The 18,700-nt window shown below is 72.5% G+C and carries 19 protein-coding genes; 14 read left to right on the top strand and 5 right to left on the bottom strand.

From position 1 onward, the window contains the following. Positions 1-28: 28 nt before the first annotated feature. The gene (sepH, locus tag ACZ5D2_RS23000; RefSeq protein ID WP_468931538.1) at positions 29-1,114 is read right to left on the bottom strand and encodes a septation protein SepH; all 1,086 of its coding nucleotides are present in this window, start codon (positions 1,112-1,114) and stop codon (positions 29-31) included. Positions 1,115-1,646: 532 nt separating this feature from the next. Here sepH and ACZ5D2_RS22995 point away from each other — a divergent pair. Then, the gene (locus ACZ5D2_RS22995; protein ID WP_371676299.1) at positions 1,647-2,498 is read left to right on the top strand and encodes a hypothetical protein; all 852 of its coding nucleotides are present in this window, start codon (positions 1,647-1,649) and stop codon (positions 2,496-2,498) included. A 20-nt stretch (positions 2,499-2,518) separates the two neighbouring features. Here ACZ5D2_RS22995 and ACZ5D2_RS22990 read toward each other — a convergent pair whose 3' ends face one another. Continuing rightward, complete coding sequence (locus ACZ5D2_RS22990) at positions 2,519-3,847, bottom strand: D-arabinono-1,4-lactone oxidase (protein ID WP_468931535.1); 1,329 nt, start codon at positions 3,845-3,847, stop codon at positions 2,519-2,521. Further along, positions 3,798-5,054: an MFS transporter gene (locus tag ACZ5D2_RS22985; RefSeq protein WP_468931532.1), complete on the bottom strand. Its 1,257-nt coding sequence runs from the start codon at positions 5,052-5,054 to the stop codon at positions 3,798-3,800. Before ACZ5D2_RS22985 ends, ACZ5D2_RS22990 begins: the two co-directional genes overlap by 50 nt. A gap of 184 nt (positions 5,055-5,238) precedes the next feature. On the opposite strand from ACZ5D2_RS22985, the gene ACZ5D2_RS22980 reads away from it, so the two are divergent. Together ACZ5D2_RS22980 and ACZ5D2_RS22975 are read left to right on the top strand one after the other, a co-directional pair. Next, positions 5,239-6,399: a ferrochelatase gene (locus ACZ5D2_RS22980; protein ID WP_371676296.1), complete on the top strand. Its 1,161-nt coding sequence runs from the start codon at positions 5,239-5,241 to the stop codon at positions 6,397-6,399. Positions 6,400-6,411: 12 nt separating this feature from the next. Continuing rightward, the gene (locus ACZ5D2_RS22975) at positions 6,412-7,215 is read left to right on the top strand and encodes an inositol monophosphatase family protein (RefSeq protein ID WP_371676295.1); all 804 of its coding nucleotides are present in this window, start codon (positions 6,412-6,414) and stop codon (positions 7,213-7,215) included. A 75-nt stretch (positions 7,216-7,290) separates the two neighbouring features. Here the strand turns inward: ACZ5D2_RS22975 and ACZ5D2_RS22970 are convergent, their stop codons facing one another. Beyond that, positions 7,291-7,458, bottom strand: a complete 168-nt coding sequence (locus ACZ5D2_RS22970) for a hypothetical protein (RefSeq protein ID WP_371676294.1) — start codon at positions 7,456-7,458, stop codon at positions 7,291-7,293. A 283-nt stretch (positions 7,459-7,741) separates the two neighbouring features. Between ACZ5D2_RS22970 and ACZ5D2_RS22965 the strand changes: the two genes are divergently transcribed. From ACZ5D2_RS22965 to ACZ5D2_RS22950, 4 genes are all read left to right on the top strand, one after another. Next, the gene (locus tag ACZ5D2_RS22965; protein ID WP_030235203.1) at positions 7,742-8,395 is read left to right on the top strand and encodes a response regulator transcription factor; all 654 of its coding nucleotides are present in this window, start codon (positions 7,742-7,744) and stop codon (positions 8,393-8,395) included. Positions 8,396-8,400: 5 nt separating this feature from the next. After that, on the top strand, positions 8,401-9,645 hold the full coding sequence (locus ACZ5D2_RS22960; RefSeq protein WP_266842925.1) for a sensor histidine kinase: 1,245 nt from the start codon (positions 8,401-8,403) through the stop codon (positions 9,643-9,645). Positions 9,646-10,029: 384 nt separating this feature from the next. Then, positions 10,030-10,326: a DUF4193 domain-containing protein gene (locus ACZ5D2_RS22955; RefSeq protein ID WP_030235196.1), complete on the top strand. Its 297-nt coding sequence runs from the start codon at positions 10,030-10,032 to the stop codon at positions 10,324-10,326. A 9-nt stretch (positions 10,327-10,335) separates the two neighbouring features. Beyond that, on the top strand, positions 10,336-11,268 hold the full coding sequence (locus ACZ5D2_RS22950) for a hypothetical protein (protein WP_371676293.1): 933 nt from the start codon (positions 10,336-10,338) through the stop codon (positions 11,266-11,268). Between the two features lie 78 nt (positions 11,269-11,346). On the opposite strand, the gene ACZ5D2_RS22945 is transcribed toward ACZ5D2_RS22950, so the two are convergent. Then, complete coding sequence (locus ACZ5D2_RS22945; RefSeq protein WP_371676292.1) at positions 11,347-11,820, bottom strand: DUF3093 domain-containing protein; 474 nt, start codon at positions 11,818-11,820, stop codon at positions 11,347-11,349. Between the two features lie 58 nt (positions 11,821-11,878). On the opposite strand from ACZ5D2_RS22945, the gene ACZ5D2_RS22940 reads away from it, so the two are divergent. The 7 genes from ACZ5D2_RS22940 to ACZ5D2_RS22910 all read left to right on the top strand — a co-directional run bounded on the left by ACZ5D2_RS22940 (position 11,879) and on the right by ACZ5D2_RS22910 (position 18,520). After that, a complete protein-coding gene (locus tag ACZ5D2_RS22940) occupies positions 11,879-12,463 on the top strand; it encodes a PaaI family thioesterase (protein ID WP_371676291.1) in 585 nt (194 codons plus the stop codon). Then, on the top strand, positions 12,463-13,008 hold the full coding sequence (gene dut, locus ACZ5D2_RS22935; protein ID WP_371676290.1) for a dUTP diphosphatase: 546 nt from the start codon (positions 12,463-12,465) through the stop codon (positions 13,006-13,008). Before ACZ5D2_RS22940 ends, dut begins: the two co-directional genes overlap by 1 nt. Before the next feature lies 1 nt (position 13,009). Then, on the top strand, positions 13,010-13,786 hold the full coding sequence (locus tag ACZ5D2_RS22930; protein WP_371676289.1) for a DUF3710 domain-containing protein: 777 nt from the start codon (positions 13,010-13,012) through the stop codon (positions 13,784-13,786). A 235-nt stretch (positions 13,787-14,021) separates the two neighbouring features. Beyond that, positions 14,022-16,652 carry a DUF4118 domain-containing protein gene (locus ACZ5D2_RS22925; RefSeq protein ID WP_371676288.1) on the top strand — a complete coding sequence of 877 codons (2,631 nt, stop codon included), beginning with the start codon at positions 14,022-14,024 and terminating at the stop codon, positions 16,650-16,652. Beyond that, positions 16,649-17,335, top strand: a complete 687-nt coding sequence (locus tag ACZ5D2_RS22920) for a response regulator (protein ID WP_371676287.1) — start codon at positions 16,649-16,651, stop codon at positions 17,333-17,335. The genes ACZ5D2_RS22925 and ACZ5D2_RS22920 overlap by 4 nt, the downstream gene beginning before the upstream one ends. 24 nt (positions 17,336-17,359) lie before the next feature. Beyond that, a complete protein-coding gene (locus ACZ5D2_RS22915) occupies positions 17,360-17,779 on the top strand; it encodes an OB-fold nucleic acid binding domain-containing protein (protein WP_078950496.1) in 420 nt (139 codons plus the stop codon). A gap of 3 nt (positions 17,780-17,782) precedes the next feature. Beyond that, on the top strand, positions 17,783-18,520 hold the full coding sequence (locus ACZ5D2_RS22910) for a DUF3159 domain-containing protein (RefSeq protein WP_468931522.1): 738 nt from the start codon (positions 17,783-17,785) through the stop codon (positions 18,518-18,520). Positions 18,521-18,700: the final 180 nt, after the last annotated feature.

The raw sequence follows: 18,700 nt of genomic DNA, 5'->3' as shown, positions 1-18,700 counted from the left end.
CGCCCCGCCCGGGGCGCCGGCCCGGCGGCTACTCCTGCTTCTTGCGCCGGGTGCCGAAGACGATCTCGTCCCAGCTGGGCACCGCCGCGCGGCGCCCCGGGCGGACCCCGTCGGCCTCGGCCTGCCGGTCCGTCGTTCCGGTCAGCCGGTCGCGGTGGCCCGCGACCGTACGGGGCATCAGCACGTCGGCGTACGCCGTGCCGGCACCGGCCGACGCGGCGGCCGGGGGCTCCTCGCTCTCGGCCTCCTCGGCGGGGACCTCGGCCCGGTCGGTGTGGTCCGGGACCACCAGGTCGCCCCGGAAACTCGGGACCGCTTCCAGCAGGCTGGTCAGCGTGTCCCGCTCCTCCTCCGGTTCCTGGACGGGCACGGGAGCGGCGCGCCCCTCGACCCGTTCGAGCTGCCGGTCGAGGGCTCGGTCCATGGGCCGGTCGAGAGCGCGGTCCAGCGGCCGGTCGAGGGTACGGTCCAGCGGCCGGTCCCGCGGCAGCCGGGCGATCCTCGGCACGAAGGGGAAGGTCGGCTCCGGGGTCGAGGGCAGGTCGTCCGCCTCGCCGATCAGGGAGCGCGCCTCGTCGTCCACGGCCACGACCAGCCGGCGCGGCGGGTCGTACGTCCAGCTCGCGGAGTGCGGTTCGGTGGCCACCCGGTAGACCAGCAGTACTTCCCAGGTGCCGTCGTCGCGGCGCCAGGAGTCCCACTGGACGGAGTCCTTGTCGGCCCCCCGCAGGGTGAGCCGTTCCTGCACGGCCTCGCCGAGCTGCGGCCCGGTGTTCTCGCCGGGGCGGCGCACGGGGGTCTTGCGGGCCCGCTCCGCCATGAAGGCGCGCTCGGCCAGGACGGGGCCCTCGAAGCGGCGGACCCGGTCGACCGGGATGCCGGCGAGCTGCGCGACCTCCTCCGCGGAGGCACCGGCCCGTATGCGGGCCTGGATGTCCCGGGGGCGGAGGTGGCTCTCCACCTCGATCTCGATCTGGTTCAGGCGCGCGCGGTCATTGCGCACGGCAGCCCGCAGCCGCTCGTCGATCGGAAGCGTGTACTCCGTGCTGTCCGCAGCCTTGAGCACCAGTCGTGTGCCGTCATTTGAGACGGCCACGACACGCAGTTCGGGCATGGGGACCTCCCGGGTGGTGCCTGCCGACGTCACGTGCGTCGCTGCTTCCGCTAGTCGAGTGTGGCCTGCCCGGGTGCAGCCTGCCACAACCTTGCCGAGTTAAACCGGCGTGTCGGGCATGCGCCCTTGATCGACGTTATGGCACGGTTACCTGTTGGGCACGCACAGTGACCGAATGGTTACTGTGCGCAGCAGGAGCCCGTGCGATACCGCGGCATCACCGGTCTTGAGTGCCGTTTCTCCATCTGTCGGCCCCCTCTCCCGAGTCCGGACATCCGTAAGGAAGGACGGCCCCAGGGCTCGCCACAGTACTCCATTCGGGCCACCTGGGTGGACCGCCGCGCCGCCGAAGTTGTCCGGGGTGGCGGGAGTTGGGCTGCCCGAAATCGGGTCCGCGAGGGGGCCCACCTGCAAGCCGGTCCGTTTTGGGGTGTCTTGCTTCACAGAATCCCCAGAAGCGGAACTATCCCTTTCGCCCAGGTGTCAGTAACTGCTGGAAGAGGAGAAGCGCGAGAGGCAGGACACACCCGGGATGGCGATGGGTCAGAAGGCGGCAGGGGAAACCGAACCGGAGGAGTCCGGAGGCCGGAAGCTCGATCTGAGCGTCACCCAGATCGCGGGCTCCTCCCTGGCGACGGTCGCGGCGGCCCTGCTCGCCTCGAAAATGGGCGTCTACGGGACCATCCTGGGCGCCGGCGTCGTGAGCGTGGTCGCCACCGCGGGCGGCCCGGTCATCCAGCACGTCTTCCGGCGCACCGGCGACCAACTGCGCGGGAGCGCCCGCGCCGGGGCCGCTCGGGTGCAGTCCTCCGCCGCCGGGCCGGCGCCCGGCCCCGGCGACATCACGGAGGAGTTCGGCGAGGCCACCGTGTACGGCACCCGCGTACGGGGCTGGAAGCGGACGGCGGTGGCCTCCGGGGCGGCGTTCGTCCTCGCCATCGGCGGCCTCGGGACCTACGAGGCCGTCGCCGGCACCTCGATCAGCAGCGACGGCGCCACCCTGCTGTCGGGCGGCACCCGCAAGGCCCCCGACCACCGGCCCGGGGACGGGCGGGACGGCGGCGGCGCCGACGAGCGCGGGGGGAAGGACGGGAAGACCCCCGGGTCCGGCCCCTCCCCGGACCCCTCCGCCTCCCGCGGTTCCGGCGGGCGGAGCCCCGGCCCGGGAGGGACGCCCTCCGCGACGCCCTCGGCCCCGTCGGCCTCCCCGGCCGTCACGCCCTCGAAGTCCGCCGCCCCGCCCGGTCCGACGCCCGGCACCGGCGGCACCGGAACGGGCTCCGGCACCGGCACCGGAACGGGCTCCGGCACCGGAGGCGTTACGGACTCCGGAACCGGACAGGGCGCCGACGGCGCGGAGCGGCCGGGCGGGGGCACCCCCTGAGCGGGGGCGCCCCCCGGGGTTCACTCGCCGAGCACGCGCCGCAGGTAGTCGTTGCCGAACACCCGGTCCGGGTCGAGCCGGTCGCGCAGCGCGGTGAACTCCCCGAAGCGCGGGTAGACCCCGGCGAGGTACTCGGCGTCCCGGGTGTGCACCTTGCCCCAGTGCGGCCGTCCGCCGTGCGCGGTGAAGATGCGCTCCGCGGCCGTGAAGTAGGCCTGGTACGGGGTGCCCTTGTACATGTGCACCGCGATGTACGCGCTCTCCCGGCCCGAGGCCGTGGACAGGGTGATGTCGTCGGCAGGGGCCGTGCGCACCTCCACGGGGAAGCTGATCCGCAGCGGGGAGCGGTCGACCATCGCCTTGAGCTCCCGCAGCGCCTCGACCAGCCGCTCGCGCGGAAGGGCGTACTCCATCTCCACGAAGCGCACCCGGCGCGGGCTGGTGAACACCTTGTACGGGATGTCCGTGTAGGTGCGCGCCGACAGGGCGCGGCTGGCCACCCGGGCGATCGTGGGGACGGCCGCCGGGACGGCGCGGCCCAGCGAGTTGACGGCCTGGAAGACGCCGTTGGAGAGCAGTTCGTCCTCCACCCAGGCGCTGACGGCGCCGGGCGGGGCGGCCGGGCCCTGGCTGCGGTTGTTCCGCTTGGTGTTGCAGTTGCCGGTGTGCGGGAACCAGTAGAACTCGAAGTGCTCGTTCTCCGCGGCGTGCTGGTCGAACTCGGCGGTCACCCGGTCGAAGCCCATGGGCTCCTCACGGGCGGTCAGGAAGAAGAGCGGCTCGACCGCGAAGGTGATCGCGGTGACGATGCCCAGGGCGCCGATGCCGAGCCGGGCGGCGGCGAAGACCTCCGGGTTCTCCTTCTCCGAGCAGGCCAGGACCCGGCCGTCCGCGGTGACCAGCTCCAGGCCGCGGATCTGGGCGGCGATCGAGGCCGAGTCGCGGCCGGTGCCGTGGGTGCCGGTGCTGGTGGCGCCCGACACGGTCTGTTCCATGATGTCGCCCATGTTCGTGAGCGACAGTCCCTGGGCGGCCAGGGCCAGGTTGAGGTCCTTGAGGACCGTGCCGGCCGCCACCGTGACCGTCCCGGCGGCCCGGTCGACGGACAGGATCCCGGCCAGGGCCTGAGGCCGTACGAGCACGCCGTCGGTCGCCGCCGCCGCGGTGAAGGAATGGCCGGTGCCGACCGCCTTCACCCGCAGCCCCTCCTCGGCGGCCCTGCGGACCGCCTCCTGGAGCTCCCCGACCGAGGCCGGGCTCACCACCCGCGCGGGCGTGGCGGCGATGTTGCCCGCCCAGTTATGCCACGTGGTCCGCCGGTGCTTCTGCGCTGTTGTCCCCGTCGCCATCGGTGGAAGGCTCCTCCCCTTGCGCCGGCCTCGTCAGCCGGCGGTAACCCGCGAACGCCACCGCCGCCGCGGCCGTCCCCGCCGCGATCGAGACGACGTACCCGCGCTGGGCGCCGGCCGCGTCGATGACGAGGCCGGTCACGGAGGAGCCGACCGCGACCCCGACCGCCAGGCCGGTGCTGATCCAGGTCATGCCCTCGGTGAGCTTCGCGCGTGGTACGTGCGCTTCGATCAGGGCCATCGTGGTGATCATCGTGGGAGCGATGGCGAGGCCCGAGACGAAGAGCGCCACGGCCAGAAACGGAAGGTTCCCGGCCAGTAGGAGGGGGATCATACTCACGGCCATCGCACAGATGCCCAGTACCCACCTGCGTTCTGTCCGGCCCTTGAGATGGAGCAGCCCGAAGACGATGCCGGCCAGGCAGGATCCGGCCGCCCAGATGGCCAGAATGAAGCTGGCGGCGGACTTGTGGCCCTGCTCCTCGGCGAAGGCCAGGGTGGACACGTCGATGGAGCCGAAGATCGCACCGGTGGCCACGAAGGTGGCCGTCAGCACCTGCAGACCGGGGGAGCGCAGGGCCGACGTGTGCTTCGCCTCCGCCCCGCGCGGGTGCGGGGCGGGCTCGGTGGAGCGCTGCGCGGTGAGCAGCCAGACGCCGACGAGCAGGCAGACGGCCGCGATCAGCGGTCCGGCCTCGGGGAACCAGGTGGTGGAGAGTCCGATGGCGAGGATCGGGCCGAAGATGAAGCAGACCTCGTCGACGACGGACTCGAAGGAGTACGCGGTGTGCAGCTCGCGGGGGGAGTCCCGGTAGAGCGTGGTCCAGCGGGCGCGGACCATCGAGCCGACGCTCGGTACGCAGCCCGCGATCGCGGCGAAGACGAAGAGGGTCCAGTCGGGGAGGCCGTTCGCGGCGGCCAGCAGCAGTCCGGTGACCGCGGCGACGGAGACCAGCGTGGCGGGGCGCAGGACCCGGCGCTGTCCGTACTGGTCGACCAGCCGGGAGACCTGGGGGCCGATCACCGCGGCGGCGAGGGCCAGGGTGCCGGTCAGGGCGCTGGCCATCGCGTAGCGCCCGGTGATCTCGGAGATCATCGTCAGGATACCGACGCCCACCATGGAGATCGGCAGCCGGCCTATGAGGCCGGCGGCACTGAACCCCTTGGTGCCGGGGGCCGCGAAGATCGCGCGATAGGGACTGGGCAAGGTGTCTCCGTAAGGGACGTCGTCGGCCCATACAGGTTACGGCCGCCGTCACGGGACCCGCACGGGGACCGGACGCGGGAGTCCCGTCCGGCCAAGTGAACTTAGGGTCACCTTACCTGCGACGCGTCCGCGATGCGGACCGGGCGGTTCTCCCCGGCGAAGCCCGGGTGGCAGGATTCGAGGCATGTCAGACCAGCTCCGTGCCCCCGAAGCGCCCGTGGCCGAAGGCCTCGCCGCTCCCTACGACGCCCTCCTGCTGCTGTCCTTCGGCGGCCCCGAGGGACCCGACGACGTCGTGCCGTTCCTGGAGAACGTCACCCGCGGGCGCGGGATCCCGCGCGAGCGGCTCAAGGAGGTCGGGCAGCACTACTTCGGCTTCGGCGGCGTCAGCCCCATCAACGGGCAGAACCGCGAGCTGCTGGACGCGCTGCGCAAGGACTTCGCCGGGCACGGGCTGGACCTGCCCGTGTACTGGGGCAACCGGAACTGGGCCCCGTACCTGACCGACGTGCTGCGCGAGATGGCCGCCGACGGGCGCCGCCGCATCGCCGTCCTGGCCACCAGCGCCTACGCCTCGTACTCGGGCTGCCGCCAGTACCGCGAGAACCTCGCGGACGCCCTGGCGGCCCTCGCCGAGGAGGGCGTGGCCGAACTGCCCCGGGTCGACAAGCTGCGGCACTACTTCAACCACCCCGGCTTCGTGCAGCCCATGATCGACGGCGTGCTCGCCTCGCTGGCCGGGCTGCCGGACGCGGTCCGCGACGGCGCGCACCTGGTCTTCACCACCCACTCCATCCCGACCGCGGCCGCCGACGCCTCGGGCCCCGTGGAGGAGCACGGTGAGGGCGGCGCCTACGTCAGGCAGCACCTGGACGTGGCAGGGGTGATCGCCGACGCGGTCCGGGCGGAGACGGGAACCGAACGGCCCTGGGAACTCGTTTACCAGTCGCGCAGCGGCGCCCCGCACATCCCGTGGCTGGAGCCCGACATCTGCGACCACCTGGAGGCCCTGCACGGGGCGGGCGCTCCGGCGGCGGTGATGGTGCCGATCGGCTTCGTCTCCGACCACATGGAGGTCCTCTACGACCTCGACACCGAGGCCACGGCGAAGGCCGCCGAACTGGGCCTGCCCGTCGCCCGGTCGGCGACGGTCGGCGCGGACCCGCGGTTCGCGGCGGCCGTGCGCGAGCTCCTGCTGGAGCGGGCCGCGGCGGAGCGGGGCGAGGACGTGGAGCGCTGCGCGCTGGGCCTGCTGGGCCCGAGTCATGATCTGTGTGCCGTGGGCTGCTGCCCGGCGAGGGGGCCCCGGCCCGCCGCCGCGGGCGCGGACAGCCCGTACGCGTGAGGGAGAGGGAACGTGATCCCCGAAGAGTTGAAGGCCGAACTGCTGGAAGTGGCCCGGGAGGCCGCCCGGCAGGCGGGTGAGCTGCTGCGCGACGGGCGCCCCGCCGACCTGGCGGTGGCGGCGACGAAGAGCAGCCCGATCGACGTGGTGACCGAGATGGACATCGCGGCCGAGAAGCTCATCACGGGCCTGCTCGCGGAGCGCCGGCCCGAGGACGGCCTGCTCGGCGAGGAGGGTTCCGACACCCCGGGCACGAGCGGGGTCCGCTGGGTCATCGACCCGCTGGACGGCACGGTGAACTACCTCTACGGGCTGCCGAGCTGGGGCGTCTCCATCGCCGCCGAGTACCACGGCGAGACCGTGGTCGGCGTCGTCGCGGCGCCGATGCGCGGCGAGACGTACCACGCCGTGCTCGGGGGCGGCGCGTGGAAGGGCGGCGAGCGGCTGGCCTGCCGCACCGACGCGCCGCTGGACCAGGCGCTGCTGAGCACCGGCTTCGCGTACGTCCAGACGCGGCGGGCCCACCAGGCGGACGTCGCACAGCGGATCATCCCGCTGGTCCGGGACATCCGGCGGGGCGGCTCGGCGGCGCTGGACCTGTGTGACGTGGCCGCGGGACGCCTCGACGGGCATTACGAGCGCGGGCTCAATCCGTGGGACCTGGCCGCGGGCGAGCTCATCGCCCGGGAGGCCGGCGCGCTGACGGGCGGCCGGCCCGGGGAGCGCGCCTCCTTCGAGCTGACGCTCGCGGCCTCCCCGGCGGTGTTCGCCTCGCTCCAGCCGCTGCTGGAGGAAGCCGGGGCCTGGCACGACTGACGGCACGGAAAGGGCCCCGGCCGCCGAGGACGGCGGCCGGGGCCCGGGTCGAGCCGGTGTTCCGAAGCCGACGGGTCAGGCGGCGGACACGGCGACGCCGTGTTCCGCCGCGAGCCGCTGGAGATCTTCCAGCTCGGCCTGCTCCACATCCGCGAGGTAGTCGTCGCCCGTCTCACGGGCCTTGCTGAGGTCCGTCTGCGTGGCTTTGATGCGCTGCAGAAGACCCGCGGTGAATGCGTCCATGGTGGGTGCGCCCCCTCTTCGTGGGTCGGCGGCGGACGAGCACGGGGCAGTCCGCCGTCAGGGAGTGGTTGGGGTGTGCTGACGTCCTCCCCGGCGCCCAGGTCCCAGAAACCTCGTAAGACGAGGGAATCCTCACCTCCACCCCATCCACACCCCTCATCCACCCCGCACACCCCTCCCCGGACGGGCCTCAGGGGCGCCTTACAGCCGGTTTACGGCCGAAACCGGCAGGATGGAGGCGCAATACACGTGTGCCCTTCTGGGCTCGAAGGAAGGAAACGACGTGCGCGTACTCGTCGTCGAGGACGAGCAGCTGCTCGCCGATGCGGTGGCCACCGGCCTGCGCCGGGAGGCCATGGCCGTGGACGTCGTGTACGACGGCGCCGCGGCCTTGGAGCGCGTCGGGGTGAACGACTACGACGTGGTCGTGCTCGACCGGGACCTTCCCCTGGTGCACGGCGACGACGTCTGCCGCCGGATCATCGAACTCGGCATGCCCACCCGGGTGCTCATGCTCACCGCCTCCGGCGACGTGAGCGACCGGGTCGAGGGCCTGGAGCTGGGGGCGGACGACTACCTGCCCAAGCCCTTCGCCTTCACCGAGCTGACCGCCCGCGTCCGGGCGCTGGGCCGGCGGACGACCGTGGCGCTGCCGCCGGTGCTGGAACGGGCCGGGATCAAGCTGGACCCCAACCGGCGCGAGGTGTTCCGGGAGGGCAAGGAGGTCCAGCTGGCGCCGAAGGAGTTCGCGGTGCTGGAGGTGCTCATGCGCAGCGAGGGGACCGTGGTCTCCGCCGAGCAGCTGCTGGAGAAGGCCTGGGACGAGAACACCGACCCGTTCACCAACGTGGTCCGGGTGACCGTCATGACCCTGCGCCGCAAACTCGGCGAGCCGCCCGTCATCGTGACGGTGCCCGGCTCCGGATATCGGATCTGAGCCGGATGGCCGCGACCCCCGCGCCGCCGGCGGCGCCACCGAAACCGACCTGGGACCCCGGCCAGCCCGAGGGTCCCTTCCCTTGGCTGAGACCGACCATCCGGATACGGCTCACGCTGCTGTACGGCGGCATGTTCCTGATCGCCGGGATCCTGCTGCTGTCGATCATCTACCTGCTGGCCGCCCAGGCGCTGCGGGAGGGCAACGCGCTCCCGTTCAAGATCGTGGGCGGTCAGAAGGTCGAGGTCTCCAGCACCACCTGTTCCGGGGTGGGCATCGACCAGTCGATCGACCAGTTCAACGCCGCCATCGGGCAGTGCATCCTCGACCAGCGCAAGCACGCCCTCGACGACCTGCTGCGCCGGTCGCTGATGGCCCTCCTGGGCCTCAGCATCATCGCCTTCGCCTTCGGCTACGCGATGGCCGGCCGGGTGCTCTCGCCGCTGGGCAAGATCACCCGCACCGCCCGCCGCGTGGTCGGTTCCGACCTGACCCGGCGGATCGAGCTGGACGGGCCGGACGACGAACTGAAGGAGCTGGCCGACACCTTCGACGAGATGCTGGACCGGCTGGAGCGGGCCTTCACGGCCCAGCAACGGTTCGTGGCCAATGCCTCGCACGAGCTGAGGACCCCGCTGGCGATCAACCGGACGCTGCTGGAGGTCCACCTCTCGGATCCCGGAGCCCCGGTGGAGCTCCAGCAGCTGGGCAAGACCCTGCTGGCCACCAACGAGCGCAGCGAGCAGCTGGTCGAGGGCCTGCTGCTGCTGGCCCGCAGCGAGAACCAGATCGTCGAGCGCAAACCGGTCGACCTGGCGGAGGTCGCCTCGCGCGCCATCGACCAGGCGCGCGGGGAGGCCGCCGCCAAGGGTGTGGAGATCCGCGGCGAGCGGGCGCTGGCCGTGGTCCAGGGCAACGGCGTGCTGCTGGAGCGGATCGCCCTCAACCTGGTGCAGAACGCCGTCCGGTACAACGTGCCGGAGGGCGGCTGGGTGGAGGTCACGACCGAGGTCCAGCACGGCCAGGCGGTGCTCCTCGTCTCGAACACGGGTCCGGTGGTTCCCGCGTACGAGGTGGACAACCTCTTCGAGCCCTTCAGGCGGCTGCGTACGGAGCGCACGGGCAGCGACAAGGGTGTCGGGCTCGGTCTGTCGATCGCGCGCTCCGTGGCGCGCGCACACGGCGGCCGCATCCTCGCGACGCCGCGCGAGGGCGGTGGCCTCGTGATGCGTGTCACGTTGCCCCTTTGATCCACCCGGAACCGTGTTCGCTGTCAGCGGAATGGCGGGGTGGGACGATGGATGGTAGTTGTGTGATCGATCACATTGCCGAGTGTCCGGTCATGTGCGTTCAGTGATGCCGGTGAGGCCGGAAAGCCCGGGAAGTCCGGGTTTCCGGCCCCCCTGGTGGCGGGAAATACACGGGGTGGCGTTTGTGCAAGACGGCCCCCGGACCGTGTACGGTCCCGGTCGTCATCCCAGCCACAAGCTCCTTCGGGCGTGCGGCTGGGTGTCGATTGAGTAACAGACCTTGATGTGAGGCAAAATCTCCGCCTCAGGTCGGGCACAAGTCCGGCCTCTCGCGCGTTACGTGCGCTGAGACACCGCTAAATCCCAGAGGGGGAGAGCGAAAAAATGGCAACGGACTACGACACCCCACGCAAGACCGACGATGACGTCGACAACGACAGCATCGAAGAGCTGAAGGCCCGGCGCAGCGAGAAGTCGTCCTCGAACGTCGACGTCGAGGACTTCGACGGCGCCGAGAGCCTGGAGCTTCCCGGTGCGGACCTTTCCAACGAGGAACTGGCCGTCCGGGTCCTCCCGAAGCAGGCGGACGAGTTCACCTGCATGAGCTGCTTCCTGGTGCACCACCGCAGCCAGCTGGCACGGGAGAAGAACGGCCAGCCGATCTGCCGCGACTGCGACTGAGGCTCGGCGGTGACCGGCTCGACGCCCTTTCGGAAGCGACGCTTCCGGAAATCCGGCGGTCCGGCGGAGACGAGCGTGGTGGCCACGGGCCCGGAAACGGGCCCCGGCACCCCCGCCGCCCCGCCCCTCGACACGACCGTCGTGCCCTTCGGCACCGCCCAGGCGGTGCCGCCGGCCACAGCGGCCGACGAGGGGTCCCGGGAGCGCAAGCCCGGGGCCGGCCGGATGCAAGCCGTCAAGAACGGTGTGCGCAAGGGCGGCGAAAGCGCGAAGGCCGCCGCCCTGTACATCGCCGACCGCATCATCGAGAACGCACCGCGCGTTCCGGTCCGGGACCTCGCGACCCTGCGCGCGCAGTTCCCGGGTCTCGACCCCGATCAACTGGCCGACAAGCTGATCGCCGGGGCCGCCCATGCCACCTCGACGGTCGGCGCGGGCATCGGCGCCGCGGCGATGCTGCCGGTTCCGCCCGCCATGCCGGCGGAGCTGGCCGCGGAGATCACCGCCGTCGCCGCGATCGAACTCAAGCTCGTCGCCGAGCTCCACGAGGTCTACGGGCAGCGGCCGCCCGGCGCCCTGAAGGACCGCACCTCCGCCTACCTGACGGCATGGACCGAGGAGCGCGGGATCGACCTGACCAAGCCGACGACGCTGAACGCGGCGCTCGGCGGGCAGATGAAGCGCGAACTGCGCCAGCAGATCATGAAGCGGATGTTCCGCAACCTGCCCAACCTGATGCCGTTCATGGTCGGCGCTGCCGTCGGCGCGGTCATGAACCGCCGGGACACCCGGAAACTCGCCGACAAGGTGCGTACGGACCTGCGCAGACGGGCCGTGCCCTGGGAGTACCTCCCGCAGTCCCCGCCCCTTGACGGCCCCTCCCAGCCCCTTCCCGGGGCACGTAGGCCCGCACTGGAGGGCCCGGAGCGCGAGCGGCACTGAAAGCCCGCCGCCGTAACGCGGTCCCGGACCGCGGACCTGACCCCGGACCGTGACCCCGCCGGGGGACCGGGGCCGCCCTCAGGCGCCGGTGGCCGGGACGTCCTGCGCCGCGCGGATGGCCGCCGCCAGGGCCCGGGGCTCGCGGGTGGACACGTACACGTAGGGCGTCGGGTCCGCCGGGTCGGTGACCTCGACGCGGACCGCCGTGGGCACGTAGCTGCGCATCAGCATGAAGGCGCGGACGTCGGCCTTGTACGTGCGCCAGGCGCGGGCCTCCTCCGCCTCCAGGACCTCCGGTTCGCCGAGCGCCGTCACCGGGATCCGCGCCTCGCCCGCCGCCAGCGAGCCGTTCACCACGCGCACGCGCGCGGAACCGTACGAACTGACCAGCAGCGCCGCCAGTGCCGTTCCGCCGACCAGCCCTGCCAGCAGCGGCAGGGTGCCCAGCGGGAGCAGCGTCAGCGCGCACGCCAGCCCGGTCAGGGCGGCGACGCCCCACCAGGAGCGGGGGGCGGACAGTCGTTCGTCGTGGTGCGCGGGGGAGAGCTGCATACACCCAAGCCTCCCACGAGGCGACCGGCGGGTAGCCGCGCGGGTAAGGTCAGCGGCTGTGAGTGGACGAAACACAGCGTTGACGCCCCCGGCCGATGCCGCCGCGCCGGTCCGGCATCCCGACGCACCGGCACCCGGCGAGCTCCTCGGCGCGCACTACGAACACTGCTTCGGGTGCGGCGGGGGGCAGCCGCACGGGCTCCATCTGGAGGCCCGCGCGGGCGAGGGCGTGCGCATCACCGCCGAGTTCACCGTCAGGCCCGCTCACCAGGGCGCGCCCGGACTCGCCCACGGCGGGGTCCTGGCGACCGCGCTCGACGAGACGCTCGGCTCCCTGAACTGGCTGCTGCGCGTGATCGCGGTGACCGGCCGGCTGGAGACGGACTTCGTGCGGCCCGTGCCCGTGGGCACCGTGCTGTACCTGGAGGCCGAGGTCACCGCCGTCGCCGGACGGAAGATCTACTCCACGGCGGTGGGCCGGATAGGCGGCCCGGACGGCCCGGTCGCCGTCCGCGCGGACGCGCTCTTCATCGAGGTGAAGGTCGACCACTTCATCGACAACGGTCGGCCCGAGGAGATCCGGGCGGCGATGGCCGACCCGGACCAGGTCAGGCGCACCCGCGCCTTCGAGGTGAACCCCTGATGCCCCAGAACAACCACGCACCCCGTCATGACGTCGACGTGCTGATCCGCCGAGTCGACCCCGAGGTGCCCCTCCCGTCCTACGGTCACCCCGGCGACGCCGGCTGCGACCTGGTGACCACGGTCGCCGCCGAGCTGGAACCCGGGGAGCGGGCCGTGCTGCCCACCGGCGTCTCCATCGCGCTGCCCGACGGGTACGCCGCCTTCGTGCACCCGCGCTCGGGCCTGGCCGCCCGCTGCGGGCTCGCGCTCGTGAATGCCCCGGGGACGGTGGATGCCGGGTACCGTGGGGAAATCAAGGTGATCGTGGTCAATCTCGACCCTCGCGAGAGCGTCAGGTTCGAGCGTTTCGACCGCATTGCCCAGCTGGTTGTCCAGCGGGTCGAGAAGGTGCGCTTCCACGAGGTGGAGGAGCTTCCCGGCTCGGCCCGGGCCGACGGGGGGTTCGGCTCCACCGGCGGTCATGCGGCCGTGGCCGGATCCGGCGCTGGTCAGCAGGGTGGGAATGGCTACGCTTCGGTCGTAACCGACCGGGAAGGACAGTGACGTGTTCGGACGTCGCAAGAAGAACGACTCCGTCAAGGACGGCGGCGCGGCCGAGCAGGTCGACGGCGTGCGCGCCGATGAGCCGGCCGATGGACTCGACTCCGCCAAGCCGCGCAGGCTGAACCTGCCTCCGGCCCCGCGTCCCGACGGCCCGTGGGACGTTTCCGAGGTGCCCGGCAACCCGGCCGAGGGCCGGGTCGACCTGGGCGGCATCCTCGTACCCGGTGTCGAGGGCATGGAACTGCGCGTCGAGGTCGCCGGGGACGCGATCGTGGCCGCGACCGTGGTCCTCGGCGACAGCGCGGTGCAGCTCCAGGCCTTCGCCGCGCCCAAGAAGGAGGGCATCTGGGGCGAGGTCCGCGAGGAGATCGCCTCGGGGATCACCCAGCAGGGCGGCATCATCGACGAGGTCGAGGGCCCGCTGGGCTGGGAGCTGCGCGCGCAGGTCCCCGTTCCGCTGCCCGACGGCCAGACGGGCGCCCAGCTGGTGCGCTTCGTCGGCGTCGACGGCCCCCGCTGGTTCCTGCGCGGTGTCATCTCCGGCCAGGGCGCGGTGCGCCCGGAGTCGGCCGGCGTGCTGGAGAACATCTTCCGGGAGACCGTCGTCCTGCGCGGCGAGGGCCCGATGGCCCCGCGCGACCCCATCGTCCTGAAGCTGCCGAACGACGCCCAGATGGTGCCGGACGGTGTGCAGACGGCCGAGGACCAGGAGGGCTCCCGCTTCTCCGGCGGCATGGGCCAGCTGGAGCGCGGCCCGGAGATCACCGAGGTCCGCTGACCGCCGGGGACCCCGGGGGACCGTGAGGTCCCCGGGGCTCCGCTCGTGGCCGGCGGGCCCCGCACTCCACGGTGCGGGGCCCGCCGGCCTTCGTGTTCCCCGGTGCCGGCCCGCCGGCCTTCGTGCCCCACCGGCCCCGCGTGCCGGGCATCCGGCGCGTCAGGGATGCGTCAGGGATGGGTCCGGGGCGACCGATCGGTGCGTGAACTGCGGTGATGTCCCGGAGAATGAGCGCATGGGACGCGGCAGGCTAAGGATCTATCTCGGCGCGGCACCCGGTGTGGGCAAGACGTACGCCATGCTCTCGGAGGGCCACCGCCGGGTGGAGCGGGGCGGCGACTGCGTCGTCGGCTTCGTCGAGCACCACGGGCGGGCGCGCACCGAGGTGGTGCTGCACGGACTCGAACAGGTGCCGCGCAGAGAGCTCGCGTACCGCGGTGCCTCCTTCACCGAGATGGACGTGGACGCGGTGCTGGCGCGGCGGCCGGCCGTCGCTCTGGTGGACGAGCTCGCCCACACCAACGTCCCCGGCTCGCGCAACGTCAAGCGCTGGCAGGACGTCGAGGAACTGCTCCGGGCCGGGATCGACGTGGTGTCCACCGTCAACATCCAGCACCTGGAGTCGCTCGGCGACGTGGTCGAGTCGATCACCGGGGTGCGCCAGCGCGAGACCGTCCCGGACGAGGTGGTCCGGCGGGCGGACCAGATCGAGCTCGTCGACATGTCCCCGCAGGCCCTGCGCCGCCGGATGGCCCACGGCAACATCTACCGGCCCGACAAGGTCGACGCGGCCCTGTCGAACTACTTCCGGCCCGGGAACCTCACCGCGTTGCGCGAGCTGGCGCTGCTGTGGGTGGCCGACCGGGTGGACGAGTACCTCCAGGAGTACCGGGGCGAGCACGGCATCCGCTCGACCTGGCAGGCCCGTGAGCGGATCGTCGTCGGGCTCACCGGCGGTCCGGAGGGGCGCACGCTGATCCGGCGGGCCTCCCGGATGGCCGCCAAGGCCTCCGGCAGCGAGGTCCTCGCCGTCTACATCGCCCGCAGCGACGGGCTCACCTCGGCCTCGCCGAAGGAGCTCGCGGTCCAGCGGACCCTGGTCGAAGACCTTGGCGGAACGTTTCACCATGTGATCGGCGACAACATCCCCGAATCCCTCCTGGAATTCGCCCGCGGGGTCAACGCCACCCAGGTCGTGCTGGGCTCCAGCCGCCGCAAGGCCTGGCAGTACGTGCTCGGGCCGGGCGTGGGCGCCACCGTGGCCCGCGACTCGGGTCCCGACCTCGACGTGCACATCGTCACCCACGAGGAGGTGGCCAGGGGCCGCGGGCTGCCGGTGGCCCGCTCGACCGCCCGGCTCGGACGGTCCAGGGTCGTGGCCGGCTGGCTGGTCGGGGTGGTCCTCCCGGCGCTGCTGTGCGTCCTGCTCACGCACATCAACGCGAACCCGGGCCTGGCCAACGAGATGCTCCTCTTCCTGGCCCTGACGGTGGCGGCCGCGCTGGTGGGCGGACTCTGGCCGGCCCTGGCCTCGGCCGCCCTCGGCTCGCTGCTGCTGAACTACTTCTTCGCCCCTCCGGTACACCGGTTCACGATCTCCGACCCGCGCAACATCATGGCCATCGTCGTGTTCTTCGGGGTCGCGGTCTCGGTCGCGTCCGTGGTGGACCTGGCGGCCCGGCGCACGCACCAGGCGGCCCGGCTGCGCGCGGAGTCCGAGATCCTCTCCTTCCTGGCCGGGAGCGTGCTGCGCGGCGAGACCGCCCTGGACGCGCTGCTGGAGCGGGTGCGCGAGACCTTCGCGATGGAGTCCGTGGCCCTGCTGGAGCGGGCCGGGGACGTCGAGCCCTGGACCCGGGCCTGCAGCGTGGGCCCGAACCCGGCCGCCCGGCCCGAGGACGCCGACGTGGACATGCCGATCGGCGACCACATGGCCCTGGCCCTGTCCGGCCGGGTGCTGCCCGCCGAGGACCGCCGGGTGCTCGGCGCGTTCGCCGCCCAGGCCGCCGTGGTGCTGGACCGCCAGCGGCTCGTCGGGGAGGCCGAGGAGGCCCGTCGGCTGGCCGAGGGCAACCGGATCCGGACGGCCCTGCTGGCCGCCGTCAGCCACGACCTGCGGACGCCCCTGGCCTCCATCAAGGCGTCGGTGTCGTCCTTGCGCTCCGATGACGTGGAGTGGTCCGAGGAGGACCGGGCCGAGCTGCTCGAAGGGATCGAGGACGGCGCCGACCGGCTGGACCACCTCGTGGGCAACCTGCTGGACATGTCCCGCCTCCAGACCGGCACCGTGACCCCGCTGATCCGGGAGATCGACCTCGACGAGGTGGTCCCGATGGCGCTGGGCGGCGTACCGGACGACAGCGTGCTGCTGGACGTCCCGGAATCCCTGCCGATGGTGGCCGTGGACCCGGGGCTGCTGGAGCGCAGCGTGGCCAACGTCGTGGAGAACGCCGTCAAGTACAGCCCCCGGGGGCAACCCGTGCTCGTCGCGGCCAGCTTCCTCGGCGACCGGGTCGAGGTCCGGGTCGTGGACCGCGGGCCCGGGGTGCCGGACGAGGCCAAGGACAGGATCTTCGCCCCCTTCCAGCGGTACGGGGACGCCCCGCGCGGCACCGGGGTGGGCCTCGGGCTGGCCGTGGCCCGGGGCTTCGCCGAGGCGATGGACGGCACCCTCGCCGCCGAGGACACGCCCGGGGGCGGCCTGACAATGGTGCTCACCCTGCGCGCGGCGACCCGGGACGCCCCGGCCGCGGACGGGGCGGAGGCCGTGGGGGCGGCCTCCGCGGCACGCGCGGGACAGACACCGGCCCCGGCTCCGAAGGGAGCCGGGGACCACTCCGAACGACAGAAAGCAGGACCCCAATGACCCGGGTGCTCGTGGTGGACGACGAGCCGCAGATCGTCCGAGCCCTCGTGATCAACCTGAAGGCGCGCCGGTACGAGGTCGACGCCGCGGCCGACGGGGCCCAGGCCCTGGAACTCGCGGCGGCCCGCCACCCCGACGTGGTCGTCCTCGACCTCGGCCTGCCCGACATGGACGGGGTCGAGGTGATCAGGGGGCTGCGGGGCTGGACCAGGGTGCCGATCCTGGTGCTCTCCGCCCGGCACAGCTCCGACGAGAAGGTCGAGGCCCTCGACGCGGGCGCCGACGACTACGTCACCAAGCCCTTCGGCATGGACGAGCTGCTGGCCCGCCTGCGCGCGGCCGTGCGCCGGGCCGAGCCGGCGGCCGGGGCGGCCGAGGACGAGGTGGTGGTCGAGACCGAGGGGTTCACGGTGGACCTCGCCGCCAAGAAGGCGGTGCGCGAGGGACGCGACGTACGCCTCACCCCCACCGAGTGGCACCTGCTGGAGGTGCTGGTCCGCAACGGCGGGAAGCTCGTCAGCCAGAAGCAGCTGCTCCAGGAGGTCTGGGGGCCCTCGTACGGGACGGAGAGCAACTACCTGCGGGTCTACATGGCGCAACTGCGCCGCAAGCTGGAGGCCGACCCCTCGCATCCCCGCCACTTCATCACCGAACCGGGCATGGGATACCGCTTCGAGAGGTAGCGGGGGCGCCGGTAGGCTTCCGGTATGAGTGCTGAACCGCGTCCCGAGAAGCCCGCGAAGCCGGCCCGGCCGGCGGGCCGGTTCCGCCGGATGATCGAACGGCTGTCCACCTCCCAGGAGGAGCTGCATTCGGCGGAGCTGCAGGAGGACGCAGAAGCCGCGGGGTGCACGCGGATCTGCGACTGCCACGACCGCCAGATAGTCAAGGTGACCGGAACCCTGCGTACGGTCACCCTGCGTCCGAGGGCGGGCGTCCCCGCCCTGGAGGCGGAGCTGTTCGACGGCTCGGCCCCGCTCGACGTGGTGTGGCTCGGACGTCGCTCGATCGTGGGAATCGAACCCGGGCGGCGCATGATCGCCTCCGGGCGGATCTCGATGAGTCATGGGCGCCGGGTCCTCTTCAACCCGAAGTACGAACTCCGACCGCTCGGACAGGAGCACTGACCGGTGACGTCATTCGACCGCTCGTCCCCCCCGCCGAATCCGCAGGACCCCGCGGCCGACCAGAAGGCCGTGACGCAGGCGGCCCTCTTCGACGCGTTCGGCGGCATCCGGGGCACCGTGGAGACGATGCTCCCCGGCCTGCTCTTCGTGATGATCTACACGATCAACAAGGACGTGAGGTCCTCGGCCATCGCGGCGGGCGCGGTGGCCGTCCTGCTGGTGATCGTCCGGCTGCTGCGCAAGGACACCGTCAAACACGCCTTCAGCGGTGTGTTCGGCGTGGGCGTGGGCGTGGCCTTCGCCCTGTTCACGGGCAGCGCCAAGGGCTTCTACCTGCCGGGCATGATCTACGGTGCCGGCCTGGGCGTGGCCTTCACGCTGTCGGCGCTCGTGGGCTTCCCGCTGCTGGGCGTGATCCTCGGACCGGTCTTCAAGGAGAACCTGTCCTGGCGCACCCGCAACCCGGGGCGCAAGAAGGCCTACACCAAGGCCAGCCTGGCCTGGGGCATCATCTTCCTCGCCAAGTACGCGATCCTCTTCCCGCTGTACTGGTGGGGTGACGCCACGCAGCTGGGCTGGGTGCTGATCGCGCTGAAGCTGCCGCCGATGGTGCTGGCCGTGTACTTCACCTGGGTCTTCCTCGCCAAGGCGCCGCCGCCGATCGACGTCATCGCCGAGTACGAGGCCGACGAGGCCGCGGAGAAGGCGGCCAAGGCCGCCGCGCGCGAGCGGGGCGTCTGACACCGTCCGCGCCCGGCGCCCGGCGCTTGGCCACGGCCACGGACACGGCGAAGGGGGGGGGGGGGGGGGGGGTTCCCCCCCCCCCCCCCCCCCCCGGCTCCCCCCCCCCCCGCCCTGAGGGGGGTCCCCACACTCTCCCCCCGCGGCCTGGCGGACCACAAGAGGGAACCCTTCCCAGGT

The organism is Streptomyces sp. NPDC031479 (genome assembly GCF_055581065.1).
The sequence above is the reverse complement of the archived record's forward strand: the minus strand, read 5'-3'. Positions and strand labels throughout refer to the sequence as shown.